Here is a 13389-nt window from a genome sequence, read left to right as displayed (position 1 = left end):
CCGCCCACGCGGCCCGAGGTCACCGGAACAGTAGGGTGGAGAGCTTCCGTCGTCCCGCAAGGGTCGCGGGGTCATCGAATCCCCAGGCTTCGAAGAACTTCAGCAGCTGCTTGCGCGCGGCTTCATCGTTCCAGGCCTTGTCGCGCCTGATGGCTTCCATCAATGCATCCACCGCCTTCGCGCGATCGCCCATCGCGTTCAGCGCGACGGCGAGGTCGATGCGCGCGGCGTGGTCGTCCGCGTCGGCCGCCAGCCGCTTCTCGAACTCGCCGAGCTTCTCTTGCGCCTTGCGCCCCTCGATCGCGAGCTGCAGCGCGGAGCGGACGGAGGCGATCTCCGCGTGGTCCTTGATCTTCGGCTCGACGCCGTCGATGACCTGCTGCGCCTGCTCCTCCTCGCCGAGGTTCATCAGCGCGCGGGCGAGGCCCGCGAAGGCCTCCGCGTTCTCGGGTTCCGACTGCGCGAGCGCGGCGTAGAGCTCGAGCGCGGTGCGGTGGTCGCCCTGCTCGGCGGCCTGCTTCGCCTCGGCCAGCAGATCGGCGCCGGGCAGCGTGCCGCCGCCCATCTTGAGCAGGTTCTCGATGAACTTCTTCACCTCGCCCTCGGGCAGCGCGCCCTGGAAGAGGTCGGCGATCTGGCCCTGCACGAAGCCGACCACGGTCGGCACCGACTGCAGCGGCAGGCCCATCTGCGCGAGCTGCTGGACGAGCTGCTTGTTCTTGTCGATGTCGATTTTGACCAGGCGCACGCGGCCCTGCGCGGCCTTGACGACCTTCTCCAGCGTCGGCGTCAGCGTCTTGCAGGGGCCGCACCAGGTCGCCCAGAAGTCCACCAGGACCGGGACCTCGCGCGAGGCCTCCACGACGTCCTTCATGAAGGTCTTCTGGTCGCCGTCCTTGATGAGGTCGCCGCCCGCGGGCGCGGCGCCGCCGGGCGCGGTCTGGCGGGTCGGGTCGAAAATCGTGTCCATGGCAGGCATCCCGTAGCTCTTCGGGGGATAGATGCGCGGCCCGGGGGCGGAGGACAAGGCGGGGACGGACGGAAGGCGGGCTGCCATGGGGAAGGCGGAACGAGAGCCCGCGGCGGCCGTTGCACCTGACACGAGTCAGGGAACCCCGGCGATGAGCGTCTTCCGCAGCATCCTCTCCCGCGTCTTCGGCCATGGCGCCGAGGCTGCCGCACCTGCGGCGTCGGCCGCGCAGCCGCCGGCGCAGGAGGGCGGCCGGTCAGGCGGGCAGGCCGTGCCCCAGGGGGCGCCGTCGGCCACCCAGGGCGCCGCCCCGCCACCCATGGCGACCCAATCCGGCGCGCCTTCGGCGTCGCCCGCAGCGCCGGTGGAGGTGGATGTCGCGGTGGTGCTGGAGGCGCTCGCCGCGCGCAACCCGCAGCGGCTGGACTGGCGGCATTCCATCGTGGATCTAATGAAGCTGCTCGACCTCGACAGCAGCCTGAACGCCAGGAAGGAGCTGGCCGAGGAGCTGGGCTACACGGGCCCGCGCGACGGCAGTGCGGAGATGAACCTCTGGCTGCACCGCGCGGTGATGCGGCGGCTGGCCGAGAATGGCGGGCGGGTGCCGGACGACCTCAAGGGCTAGCCCACGATCGCTCGGCGTGTGCACGCCGCAGGCGGGCATTCTCGGCGCGTGAATCGCCGAGCCAGCGAAAGCTTAACCGCCTCGCCCCGACCATGGTCAGGGCAAGGCGGGGCCAGCTGGCGGATCCACGAGCTCCGGCTCATGGCCGAGCCCGCGGAGGAAGCGCAGCAGGTCCTTGGGCCGGATCGCGGTGGTCATGGCGTTGGTCAGGGGGTGGAAGTTCACCCATTCGAAATCCTGCACCAGGTGCCGGTCGAAGACCGCCCGCACCGAGCCCGGTGCCGCGTTCACCAGGCCGAAGGGGGTGACGGAGCCCGGCTCCACGCCGAGCGTCGCCACCAGTTCCCCGGCGCTGCCGAAGGTCACGCGCGGCACGCCGAGCGCCCGGGCGAGCGCGTTGACCGACACACGCCGATCCTCCTCCAGCACGGCCAGCAGGAAGGGGCCCGGCGCCTTCTGCGGCTTCAGGAACAGGTTCTTGGAGTGCCCTCCCGGCAGGTCGGGCCGCAGCGCCTTGCTTTCCTCCACGGTGAAGACAGGGGCGTGGGTCACGGTGCGGTGCTCGATCCCGAGCGCGTCGAGGCGGGCGAGAAGACCCTGCGGCGTTTCCGGCATGAGGTGCACTTGCCGCGCGACGGGGTGGCTTGCAATCCCGATCCGGCGTGCTAGAAGCCCGCCTCCGCACGGAGCGCGGGCGTAGCTCAGGGGTAGAGCACGACCTTGCCAAGGTCGGGGTCGAGGGTTCGAATCCCTTCGCCCGCTCCAATCGGCCTTCTCACAACCCGTCTCTCCTCGACGGCGCACCGCGCTGAAGCCCAGGTTTGGCCTAGGTTTCCGTACAGAACTTGATGGTTCGAAGGCGGAATCACCGTTAAATTCGGGCCGGAGAGAGCGGAGAGTCTCCGAACCTTGAGGGTTGGCCGATTTTGCCCTCAAGCTTAAGTCGTTGATCGCGGATCGTTTTTGGCGGACCCTAGTCGCGAAATTCAGGCTTGCGATTGCTCAGGCGATCCGCCGCACTAACTCTCTCACGCGCCCTCAAGCCTCGGCAGCGATCAGCTCCGGTACGCGGGCCGCTAATCTTCTGGAAACGCATGTCCGAGATCGACCGCGTCTTCGCGCGCTTCCGCGACGACAAGGCTCCCACCGCCGAGCGCCACGAGCAACGTAGCATCCCCAGGCGCGGCGCCCACGGCACTCAAGGCAGCAGGACCGTCGAGGTCGTGCATGTCCGATCCGGCGCCCCCAGCCGCGCCCCTGAACAGGCTAGGCCGTCCTCCTTCGGGGTTCGCGCGGCGTCCTGGGACGATGGCTTCCCCGCGCGCGACGCGCCGCCCACGTTCCCCGACGCGCCGAAGCCCGCCGTCGCCGCGCCGGTCGCGCCGACCTTCCACGCGATGCCGCCGAGATCGCCATCGATGCCGGCCGCTGAAGCCGCGCCTGCCGTTCCTAACCCGGCGCCCGTCGCGCCAGCCCGCCGCGGTCGTGGGCGGCCGCGCAGGCGGACGGCCGCCGCGCCGGCCCGGCGCGTCGCTGATCCGTTTGATGCGAACGACGACGGCGCCAACTGCCTGCGCTGCGGCTATCTCATCGAGCCGTCGCGTGAGCGCCGCGGGCTGATGATGTGCGCGGAATGCGGCCGCGGTTGTTGAGCAGCGGCTCGCCCGGATGGTGCCACGGTCCGGTAGCTATTCCAGCCGAACTGCGCCCCATATTCGCGGCTCACGACCGTCAGAGGGACTGCTGCCGCGCCCCGCTCCCTTCCGAGTTGCGGAACAAAGGGCCCTGTGAGACGATTCCGCCTATGTTCTGGGGGCTGGAATGGCCGATTCGTCAGACATCGAGTGGACCGACGCGACCTGGAACCCGGTAACGGGCTGCACGAAGATCAGCCCTGGCTGCGGCAATTGCTATGCGGCCCGATTCTCGGAGCGCTTTCGGGGCACGCCAGGCCACCCTTTCGAAACCGGGTTCGATTTAACCCTGCGGCCTGAGCGTTTGCAGCAGCCATTGCTCTGGAAGCGGTCGCGCCGGATCTTCGTCAACTCCATGTCGGACCTGTTTCACAAGGGCGTCCCGACACCGTTCATCGAGCAGATTTTCGACACGATGGAGCAGGCCCATTGGCATCAGTTCCAACTCCTGACCAAGCGTAGCAGCCTAATGCGCGACTTCCTGAGGCGCCGCTATGCCACGCGGCCCGCGCAGGAGCACATCTGGTTCGGCGTGTCGGTCGAGGACCGCGTTCGACTATCGCGCGTCCGCCACCTCCAGCAGGCACCTGCCGCCGTGCGTTTCCTCTCTATCGAGCCGCTCATCGGGCCGGTAGGCACGCTGGACCTAGGCGGGATCCATTGGGTCATCGTCGGCGGTGAAAGCGGGCCGAGCGCGCGCCTCATGGACCCGGCCTGGGTGCGCGAGATTCGCGATCAATGCATCGGCGCCGGCGTGCCGTTCTTCTTTAAGCAGTGGGGCGGGTTCCGCCCGGCGCAGCACGGCCGGATGCTGGACGGCCGTCTCTGGGATGAGTTTCCGCAACCCCGGCAACCTTGGACCGCCTTGGCCGCCGCCGAATGAGTGAAGTGGATACCACCCCGACGGTCGGCCCGTGGGCGCGCGAGAAGCTAGATGCGCTGGCCGCGTATCTCGACTTCTACACTAAGGTCCTGAAGAACCAGGGCCACTGGGTCAAGAGCACGACCTTCGTCGATGCCTTCGCCGGCGCGGGCCGCGCTAGGCTGCGGCGCCGCTTGAGCGAGGGGGCGGCCGAGAGCCTTATTGCTGAGCTCGATCCTCTGCCGATTGACGCTGACGCGGAGGAGTACATTCACGGCTCGCCGCGCGTCGCGTTGGGCATCGCCAACCCCTTCTCCCGCTATGTCTTCATCGAGCGCGACCCGGCTCGCGTCGCCGAGCAGGAACACGGCGAACGCTACCGAATCGAGCTCCGACCGGGCCAGTGCGACGAAGAGCTGGACGCCCTGCTACAGGGCGATCTGGGCCGCTCGGGTCATCTTGCCGTGGTGTTTCTCGACCCGTTCGGCATGCAGCTGTCCTGGTCGATGATCGAGCGACTGGCGGCGACGAAGCGCATCGAGGTGATGATCAACTTCACCCTCGGCATGGGCATCCAGCGCGTCCTGCCGCGCTCGGCTGAGCTGCGGCCCGGCTGGCGCGAGACGTTGGACCGGTTCTTCGGATCGCCGGACTGGTATGGTCAGGTCTACGAGGAAAAGGCTGACCTGCTCGGGGCAAAGACGGAGAAGCGCCGGGATTCAGGCCAGCGCCTACTGGAGTGGTACCGGAGTCGGCTGAAGGCGGCGTTCGGGCATGTCTCGCCCGCGCGGCTGATCAAGAACACGAAGGGCGGGCACCTCTATTACCTGATCTGGGCCGGTCCCCATCCGAAGGGTCTCGATGGGGCGCGGTACATTCTCAGCAAGGGCGACAAGGTGGACCGGGCCAGCGCGGCCTGAGTGGACGTGCCTTGCTGCTCGGCGGCCGGCGCCACGCTATCTTCTCGGACCCGTCGGCGTTGTGGCGCCGGAGTGTCACCCGTTCCCGCCAGCCGCCTCGATCGACCAAGCGGGTTGAACCGCCGAGTCCGACCCGCAATCGACACCCAGCTGGGCGCGTCGTGATGGCGTGTTCCGGTTACGCGCTGTGGTTTGGCCCGCCTATCAGCCCTACGGCAGTCTTGCCGCGCCTGACAAGCCAGGCTCATGCTTGTCGGATGCTCCGGCATCTACCGCTCGGCGCATTGCGCGCCTTCGAGGCTGTCACGCGCACCGGCTCGTTCCGCGCCGCTGCCGAAGACCTCAGCTTGACGCCGAGCGCTGTCAGCCATGCGATACGTGGCCTCGAACAGGATCTCGGCACGATGCTGTTCGAGCGCGAGGGCCGGACCGTCCGGCTGACGCCAGAAGGCGAAACCCTCATGCGCCATGTGGAGCGCGGCTTTGGTGAACTGCAGCTCGGCGTCGGCAGCGTCGCCGCACGCGGGCCGCAATTGCTCAAGCTGCACGCGGCACCGAGCTTCGCAGCGCAGTGGCTGATGCCTCGCCTGCGCCGGCTGCTGCAGGAATGCCCGGGGCTCGAACTGCGTATTGCCGCGGGGACCGACTACACGCACTTCATCGCCGACGAGTTTGATGCCGATATCGTGTATGGCGCACTGCCGCCCGACTTCTACGGCGCCGCATCGCGCCAGGCCGTGATCGTCCTGCCGCTCGGCACCGAGACCGTGACGCCGCTCTGCGCGCCCGACCTGGCGCCGCGGATAACCAGCGCGCGCGACCTGCTGTCGCAGACCTTGATTGAGAGCGAGACGAAGAAGGTGCGCTGGCCCGCATGGTTCGCCGCCAACGGCATGGCCGCACCCGCTCCGAAAGGCCCCCGCTTTGACCGGAGCTTCCTGTCGCTGAGTGCGGCGGCGGACGGGCTCGGCGTCGCACTGGAGTCCACGCTGCTGGCCGAACGCGAACTTGCGTCGGGCCGCCTGGTGCGCCCGCTTCAGGGCGTGTGCGAAGATGTCGTCTACACCGGCCACTGGCTGGTCTTCCCGCGTTCGCGGCGCTACGCACGGGCCATGGTCCTGTTCGTCGAGTGGCTGAAGCGGGAGCTGAGCCTGGACATCGACCTCGGCGAGCTGGACGCGGGCTCGACCGACTTCGCGGCCGCGCCGGTCATGCGGGCGCCCGCCACGGGCGATTGATGAATCCAACTCTCCGGTCGGCGCGATTTTCTCGTTTGTCGATGAGGCGCCAGATGCGGCACAGCTTCCTCAGGCAAGACCGAGGAAGACGTCCATGCTTCTCACCGACAAGACCGCTGTTATTTCGGGCGCCGCGAGCGCACGCGGCATCGGCCGCGCTACCGCGAAGCTCTTTGCAGACCACGGCGCGCGCGTCGCGATCCTCGACCTCGATGCGGCGGGCGCGCGGCGCGCGGCGGAGGAACTCGGCGCCGGGCATGTCGGCGTGGGCTGCGACGTCGCGGACCTCGCGAGCTGCCGCCAAGCCGCGGAGCAGGTGATCGGCGCCTTCGGCAAGGTGGACATCCTCATCAATAACGCCGGCATCTCGCAGCCCGTGAAGACGATGGAGATCACGCCGCAGGACTGGCAGCGCATCGTCGACGTCAACATGACCGGCGTGCTCTATCTCAGCCAGGCCTTCATCCCGCACATGCGGGCGCGCAGGCAGGGCTCGATCGCCTGCATGTCGTCGGTCTCCGCGCAGCGCGGCGGCGGCATCTTCGGCGGCCCGCACTACTCCGCGGCGAAGGCCGGCGTGCTGGGCCTCGCCAAGGCGATGGCGCGCGAGCTCGGGCCGGACGGCATCCGCGTCAACAGCGTCACCCCCGGCCTGATCCAGACCGACATCACCGGCGGCAAGCTGACGCCGGAGATGCGGGCCGAGATCCTGAAGGGCATTCCGCTCAACCGGCTCGGCGACGCCGAGGATGTGGCGAAAATCTACCTGTTCCTCGCCTCCGATCTCTCGTCCTACGTCACGGGCGCGACGATCGACGTCAACGGCGGCATGCTGATCCACTGACCACCCCGCCACGGCGACGTGGCGGACCGGCTTCCACCAACAACGCACAGAGAGGAGACGCGCCATGGAAGCGCGAAGCACGGCGCTTGCCAACGCGCCGAGCCTGCAGGAGCGCGCGTACAACATCCGCCGCAACGCGCTGCGGATGGGAGAGGTGCAGGGACAGGGCTACATCGCCCAGGCGCTCGGCGTCGCCGACGTGCTCGCGGTGTCCTACTTCCACGCGCTGCGCTACCGGCCGGAGGACCCGGCCTGGGAGGATCGGGACCGCTTCCTGCTCTCGATCGGCCACTACGCGATCGCGCTCTACGCCGCGCTGATCGAGGCCGGGATCGTGCCGGCCGAGGAGCTCGAGACCTACGGCACCGATGATAGCCGCCTGCCGATGTCGGGCATGGCGAGCTACACGCCGGGGATGGAGATCAGCGGCGGGTCGCTCGGCATCGGGCTCGGCATCGCCGTCGGGATCGCGCTCGGCCTGAAGCGCAAGAAGTCCGACCGGTTCGTCTTCAACCTGATGTCGGATGGCGAGCTGGACGAGGGCCCGGTATGGGAAGCCGCGATGTCGGCGGGCCATCACAAGCTCGACAACCTCATCTGCATCGTGGACGTGAACCGCATGCAGGCCGACGGCCCTTCGACCGGCGTGCTGAACTTCGAGCCGCTGGCTCCGAAGTGGGAGGCCTTCAACTGGCACGTCCAGCGCGTGGACGGCAACGACATCGCCGCCCTCGTGCAGGCCTTCGACGCCGCGCGCACGGTCAGCGAGCCAAAGCCGCGCGTCATCATCTGCGACACGAAGATGGCCAAGGGCGTGCCGTTCCTCGAGACCCGTGACAAGTCGCACTTCCTGCGGGTGGAGCAGCACGAATGGAAGCTTGCGATCGAGGCACTGGGTGCGGGGAGGCAGTCATGACCAGGACCAAGCGGGCCCCCTGGCGGGGCGTGGCGCAGCAGGCGCAGGATCCGAGCAAGCCGCGCCTGACGACCTCGGCAATGATCGCCTCGCTCGCCGGCGAAGGCCAACGCACCAGCCCCGCGCCCTTCGGCCGCGCACTGGTCGAGCTGGGCAAGACCCGGCCGGAGATCGTCGGCATGACCGCCGACCTCGCGAAGTACACCGACCTGCACGTCTTCGCGAAGGAATACCCGGACCGCTTCTACCAGATGGGCATGGCGGAGCAGCTGCTGATGCTTTCGGCCGCCGGCCTGGCCCATGAAGGCTTCGTGCCCTTCGTGACGACCTACGCTGCCTTCGCCTCGCGCCGGACCTTCGACTTCATCAGCCAGGGCATCGCGGAGGAAGGCTTGTCCGTGAAGATCTGCTGCGCGCTGCCCGGCCTGACCACGGGCTACGGCCCGAGCCACCAGGCGACGGAGGACATCGCGATCTTCCGCGGTATGCCTGACCTCACGATCGTCGATCCCTGCGACGCGCTCGACATCGAACAGGCGGTCCCCGCGATCGCCGCGCATGACGGGCCGGTCTATATGCGCCTGCTGCGCGGCAACGTGCCGCTGGTGCTCGACGAGTACGATTACAGCTTCGAGCTCGGCAAGGCGAAGCTGCTGCGCGACGGCGCGGAGGTGCTGGTCATCTCCTCGGGCTTCATGACGATGCGCGCGCTGGAGACGGCGAAGCTGCTCGAGGCCGACCGGGTCGGTGTCGCCGTGCTGCACGTGCCCACGATCAAGCCGCTCGACGAGGCGACGATCCTGAAGGAGGTCGGGCGCAGCGGGCGGGTCGTCGTGGTGGCGGAGAATCACACGGTGATTGGCGGCCTCGGCGAGGCGGTGGCCGGCACCCTGCTCCGCTCCGACGTGCGTCCAACACGCTTCCGCCAGGTGGCGCTGCCCGACGCTTTCCTCGATGCAGGCGCGCTGCCGACGCTGCACGACCGCTACGGCATCTCGGCCGAGGCGATGGCGCGCAGCATCAAGGGCTGGCTCTGAGCTGAGCGCTGCCGCGGCGGCCCAGCCCCGAGCCGCCGCGGCGACACGAAGGGGCACATCACGCCGTGCAACTCAGCGCGCGTGCCGGGGCGAAGCATGCCCGGGCGCGAACGGCGGCGCGCATCCACACCAGGAGGAAGACATGAGCTCGACGTCCAGGACTGCCACTTTCAGCCGCCGCACCCTTCTCGGGGCCGGCGCCGCCTTGCCGCTGTTTGGTCTGCTGAGCCGCCCCGCTTCGGCGGCTGAGTTCAACTTCAAGCTCGCGACCGGACAGGACCCAACGCACCCCGTCAATGTCCGCGCGCAGGAAGCGATCAGCCGCATCAGGGAGGCGACTGACGGCAGGCTCGAGATCCGTCTGTTCCCGGCGAACCAGCTGGGCTCGGACACCGACCTGCTGTCCCAGGTGCGCAGCGGCGGGGTGGAGCTGTTCAACCTCTCCTCCTCCGTGCTCGCGACCCTTGTGCCGACGGCCGGTATTGTGAACACCGGCTTTGCGTTTGCCGACTACGACGCGGTCTGGCGCGCGATGGACGGCGCTCTCGGCGCCTATGTCCGCGCGCAGATCGCCCGCGCCGGCCTGCTGACGGCCTCCCGCGCCTGGGACAACGGCTTCCGTCAGATCACCTCCTCCACGCGGCCGATCCGCACGCCCGAGGACCTGCGCGGCTTCAAAATCCGCGTCCCACCCGCGCCCGCGCTGACCTCCCTGTTCCGAGCGCTGGACGCGGGCCCGGCGCCGATCAACTTCAACGAGCTCTACTCCGCCCTGCAGACCCGCGTCGTGGAGGGCCAGGAGAACCCGCTGCCGATCATCGCCACGACCAAGCTGTATGAGGTGCAGCGCTACTGCAGCATGACGAGCCATGTCTGGGACGGCTATTGGATCCTCGCGAACCGCCGCGCCTGGACCCGCCTGCCCGACCCGGTGCGCGCGGTGGCCGAGCGCGAGTTCGACCGCTCGGCCGGCGACGAGCGTGCGGACATCGCGCGGCTCAGCACCTCGCTGCGGCAGGAGCTGACCGACAAGGGCCTGCAGTTCAACGACGTGGACCAGGCCGCCTTCCGTGACGCGCTCCGTCGGACGACCTTCTACACGGAGTGGAAGGGCCGCTACGGCGAGGAAGCCTGGAGCACGCTCGAGGGCGTCGTGGGCAAGCTGGTGTGACCGCCATGCATCCCGAGAACATCCCGGTGGCGGAGGGCGAAAGCCTTCCGCTGCGGAAGCCAGGATGGGTGGGGTCGGCCGACACCATCCTCCGCTCCATGATCGAGGTCCCGGCGGCGATCCTCGTCGTCGTCGAGATCGCCGTCCTGCTCGCCGGCGTGGTGGCGCGCTATGCACTCCACAAGCCGCTGATCTGGTCGGACGAGCTGGCCTCGATCCTGTTCCTGTGGCTCGCGATGCTGGGCGCGGTCGTCGCCTTCCAGCGCGGCGAGCACATGCGGATGACGGCGCTGGTCGGCAAGGTCGCGCCGCCCGTCCGCGCCTTCCTCGACGTCGTCGCCATCGCCGCGGCACTGGCCTTCCTGCTGCTCGTCGTCGAGCCCGCCTTCGAGTTCGCGGCCGAGGAGGCCTTCATCACCACGCCGGCGCTTGAGATCCCGAACAGCTGGCGCGCTGCGGCGATCCCGGTGGGGCTTGGCTTCATGATCCTCTCGGCCCTGCTACGGCTGGTCGAGGCGGGCAACTGGCGCCTGGTGCTCGGCGCGGTTGGCGTGGTCGCGCTGCTCGTCGCCGGCATGGCGCTCCTGCAGCCCGTGCTAGAGGGGCTCGGCAACCTGAACCTGCTGATCTTCTTCGTGGTGATCGTCGCGGCGTCCGTCTTCGCGGGCGTGCCCATCGCCTTCGCCTTCGGCCTGGCGACGGCGGGCTACATCGCACTGACGACCGACACGCCGATGCTGGTCGTGGTCGGCCGGATGGACGAGGGCATGTCGCACCTCATCCTGCTCTCGGTGCCGCTCTTCGTCTTCCTCGGCCAACTTATCGAGATGACGGGCATGGCGCGCGCCATGGTCGGCTTCCTGGCGAGCCTGCTCGGCCATGTCCGCGGCGGCCTGTCCTACGTGCTGGTCGGCGCAATGTACCTTGTCTCTGGTATCTCGGGCTCGAAGGCCGCCGACATGGCCGCCGTTGCGCCGGTGCTGTTCCCCGAGATGAAGGCGCGCGGCGCGAAGGAGGGCGACCTGGTCGCCCTGCTGTCGGCCACGGGCGCGCAGACCGAGACGATCCCGCCGAGCCTCGTGCTCATCACCATCGGCGCGGTCACGGGCGTGTCCATCTCTGCGCTCTTCACCGGCGGGATGCTGCCGGGCGTGGTGCTCGGTGCGGCGCTCTGCTTCGTGGTGTGGAGTCGGTATCGGGGTGAGGACTTGTCGCATGTCCGGCGCGCGAGCGGCGGCGAGGTTGGGCGGGCCTTCCTGATCTCCATTCCCGCGATCGCGCTGCCCTTCCTCATCCGGGCAGCCGTTATTGAGGGCGTGGCGACGGCGACGGAGGTCTCGACGCTCGGCATTGCCTATGCCGTGCTGGTCGGGCTGCTGGTGTACCGCAAGTTCGATTGGCGGCGCCTCCGGCCCATGCTGGTGGACACGGCGGCGCTGTCGGGTGCGATCCTGCTCATCATCGGGGCGGCGACAGGTATGGCCTGGGCCCTGACGCAGTCCGGCTTCTCGGGCGACCTGGCGCGGGTGATGGCGGGCCTGCCCGGCGGGGCGATCGGGTTCATGGCGGTCTCTATCGTCGCCTTCGTGATCCTCGGCAGCGTGCTGGAGGGGATCCCAGCGATCGTGCTGTTCGGGCCGCTGCTGTTCCCGATCGCACGGCAGGTCGGGATCCACGAGGTCCACTATTCGATGGTGGTGATCCTCGCCATGGGCATCGGCCTCTTCGCCCCGCCCTTCGGCGTCGGATACTACGCGGCTTGTGCGATCAGCCGCATCCACCCGGACCAGGGGATGCGTCCGATCCTGGGCTACGTCATGGCCCTGATGATTGGGCTGCTGGTGGTTGCCGCCGTGCCTTGGATCTCGATCGGCTTCCTGGGCTGAGGCGACGCCGGCCGGGCGATGCTGCAATGAGCGGCATCGCCCGTCTGGCGGCGTTTCTGACCGCCTTCGCGATGCTTTCGTCGCCTGTCCTGTGGCCGCAATGTATGTCCTGTTTCCGCCCTTCTCGGTCAGTCGCGGCGTCAGCCGTGTGCTGCAGCGCAAGCTCTGAAGGCTTGTCGCTGTCCGCTCCAACAAAGCGGAATCCGTTTCAGAAGCTGCGGCAGCGTCAGGTCGACCGGATGGCGACCGTTGATCGCCGTTTCCACGATGTCCGGCGCCAGCAACGTCAGCCGCAGCAGCGTTCCCAAGTAGCCCCGCTCGATCTTCTCCGCGGCCGCCAGCTCGCTGATCGAGGCGTATCGCCCTTCGTCCAGTAGCCGCTGGTACCGGAACGCCCGAGCCAGTGCCTTCAGAAGTGCCGGGTCCGCGCGCGTCGCAATCGCGGCGTCGCTGCCGTCTTGCACCCGCATCACCACCGTCTTGCGACCAGGCCTGCACCGGATAGCGAGCGGCACGCGGACGCAGATATGCGTTGTAGCGGCGGTCATGCAGCGGCCTCCAACGCGGTCGGCGCAGGCGCCAGGTCACGGACCAATCCAGCGAGACCCTCGACCCGAAGCCGAATGTCGGCGCCCTCAGGCCCGACGACGACGCGATCGACCAGCGCGCGCACGATCCGTGCCTGTTCGGCCGGGAATAGCTCGTGCCACAACGGATCAAGCCGTTGCAGCGCGTCGTAGACCTCACGCTCGGTCAGGTCCGGTGCATCGCCCCGCACCGCGAGCCAGGTGCCGGCGACGATCTCAGGTTGGCGCAACAGCGCGCGAACCTGGTCGACCACCGCGCGCTCGATCTCGGCCGCCGACAAGCGCCGGACGAGATTGGTGTCATCCCCGGTGTCGCCCTTCAGCACGCGCTGCGCGACGTAGTACCGGTAGAGCCTACCCTTCTTGCGCGCGTGCGTCGGCGACATCGCGCGCCCGTCGACGCCAAAGATCAGCCCCTTCAGCAGCGCCGGCGCGTGCTGCCGGTTCTGCGCCGCCCTGGCCCGCGGGCTGACCTGCAAGATGGCGTGCGCCTTGTCCCAGAGCTCCCGCGGCACGATCGCCTCGTGCTCGCCGGGATAGACGTTCCCCTTGTGCGTGACCTCGCCGATGTACGTCCGCAGGTTCAGGATCTTGTAGACGTCACCCTTGTCTAGCGGCCGGCCGGACTTCGCCGCTACA

At 68.6% G+C, this 13389-nt stretch carries 14 protein-coding genes and 1 tRNA gene; 11 read left to right on the top strand and 4 right to left on the bottom strand.

The window, feature by feature from the left end; all coding sequences use genetic code 11:
• Window positions 1–19: 19 nt before the first annotated feature.
• Window positions 20–970, bottom strand: a complete 951-nt coding sequence (locus ACLF3M_RS24175) for a tetratricopeptide repeat protein (RefSeq protein WP_430659548.1) — start codon at window positions 968–970, stop codon at window positions 20–22.
• 151 nt (window positions 971–1121) lie between these two features.
• Here ACLF3M_RS24175 and ACLF3M_RS24170 point away from each other — a divergent pair, with 151 nt between their 5' ends.
• Window positions 1122–1595 carry a DUF3597 domain-containing protein gene (locus ACLF3M_RS24170; protein ID WP_430659547.1) on the top strand — a complete coding sequence of 158 codons (474 nt, stop codon included), beginning with the start codon at window positions 1122–1124 and terminating at the stop codon, window positions 1593–1595.
• 96 nt (window positions 1596–1691) lie between these two features.
• Here the strand turns inward: ACLF3M_RS24170 and ACLF3M_RS24165 are convergent, their stop codons facing one another.
• Window positions 1692–2210 (bottom strand): prolyl-tRNA synthetase associated domain-containing protein, encoded by a 519-nt coding sequence (locus tag ACLF3M_RS24165; protein WP_430659546.1) that lies wholly within the window; start codon window positions 2208–2210, stop codon window positions 1692–1694.
• A gap of 75 nt (window positions 2211–2285) precedes the next feature.
• Here ACLF3M_RS24165 and ACLF3M_RS24160 point away from each other — a divergent pair.
• The 10 genes from ACLF3M_RS24160 (at window position 2286) to ACLF3M_RS24115 (ending at window position 12163) form a co-directional block, all read left to right on the top strand.
• A tRNA-Gly gene (locus tag ACLF3M_RS24160) sits at window positions 2286–2360 on the top strand.
• Window positions 2361–2689: 329 nt separating this feature from the next.
• Window positions 2690–3247 (top strand): hypothetical protein, encoded by a 558-nt coding sequence (locus tag ACLF3M_RS24155; protein WP_430659545.1) that lies wholly within the window; start codon window positions 2690–2692, stop codon window positions 3245–3247.
• Between the two features lie 169 nt (window positions 3248–3416).
• Window positions 3417–4172 carry a DUF5131 family protein gene (locus tag ACLF3M_RS24150; protein WP_430659544.1) on the top strand — a complete coding sequence of 252 codons (756 nt, stop codon included), beginning with the start codon at window positions 3417–3419 and terminating at the stop codon, window positions 4170–4172.
• Window positions 4169–5071, top strand: coding sequence for a three-Cys-motif partner protein TcmP (gene tcmP / locus ACLF3M_RS24145; protein WP_430659543.1), 903 nt, complete (start codon window positions 4169–4171; stop codon window positions 5069–5071). The genes ACLF3M_RS24150 and tcmP overlap by 4 nt, the downstream gene beginning before the upstream one ends.
• A 257-nt stretch (window positions 5072–5328) precedes the next feature.
• The gene (locus tag ACLF3M_RS24140; protein WP_430659542.1) at window positions 5329–6309 is read left to right on the top strand and encodes a LysR substrate-binding domain-containing protein; all 981 of its coding nucleotides are present in this window, start codon (window positions 5329–5331) and stop codon (window positions 6307–6309) included.
• Window positions 6310–6403: 94 nt separating this feature from the next.
• On the top strand, window positions 6404–7153 hold the full coding sequence (locus tag ACLF3M_RS24135; protein ID WP_430659541.1) for an SDR family NAD(P)-dependent oxidoreductase: 750 nt from the start codon (window positions 6404–6406) through the stop codon (window positions 7151–7153).
• Between the two features lie 64 nt (window positions 7154–7217).
• Window positions 7218–8069 carry a transketolase gene (locus ACLF3M_RS24130; RefSeq protein WP_430659540.1) on the top strand — a complete coding sequence of 284 codons (852 nt, stop codon included), beginning with the start codon at window positions 7218–7220 and terminating at the stop codon, window positions 8067–8069.
• Window positions 8066–9106: a transketolase family protein gene (locus ACLF3M_RS24125; protein WP_430659539.1), complete on the top strand. Its 1041-nt coding sequence runs from the start codon at window positions 8066–8068 to the stop codon at window positions 9104–9106. Before ACLF3M_RS24130 ends, ACLF3M_RS24125 begins: the two co-directional genes overlap by 4 nt.
• Window positions 9107–9248: 142 nt before the next feature.
• Window positions 9249–10277 (top strand): TRAP transporter substrate-binding protein, encoded by a 1029-nt coding sequence (locus ACLF3M_RS24120; RefSeq protein WP_430659538.1) that lies wholly within the window; start codon window positions 9249–9251, stop codon window positions 10275–10277.
• A 98-nt stretch (window positions 10278–10375) separates the two neighbouring features.
• Window positions 10376–12163: a TRAP transporter large permease subunit gene (locus ACLF3M_RS24115; RefSeq protein WP_430659537.1), complete on the top strand. Its 1788-nt coding sequence runs from the start codon at window positions 10376–10378 to the stop codon at window positions 12161–12163.
• 140 nt (window positions 12164–12303) lie between these two features.
• On the opposite strand, the gene ACLF3M_RS24110 is transcribed toward ACLF3M_RS24115, so the two are convergent.
• Complete coding sequence (locus ACLF3M_RS24110; RefSeq protein ID WP_430659536.1) at window positions 12304–12711, bottom strand: hypothetical protein; 408 nt, start codon at window positions 12709–12711, stop codon at window positions 12304–12306.
• On the bottom strand, window positions 12708–13389 hold a 682-nt coding region (locus ACLF3M_RS24105; protein WP_430659535.1), incomplete at its 5' end, for a recombinase family protein. The genes ACLF3M_RS24110 and ACLF3M_RS24105, both read right to left, overlap by 4 nt.

Origin of the sequence: Falsiroseomonas sp. HW251 (assembly GCF_050563545.1) — a bacterium.
GTDB lineage: Bacteria > Pseudomonadota > Alphaproteobacteria > Acetobacterales > Acetobacteraceae > Falsiroseomonas.
The sequence above is the reverse complement of the archived record's forward strand: the minus strand, read 5'-3'. Positions and strand labels throughout refer to the sequence as shown.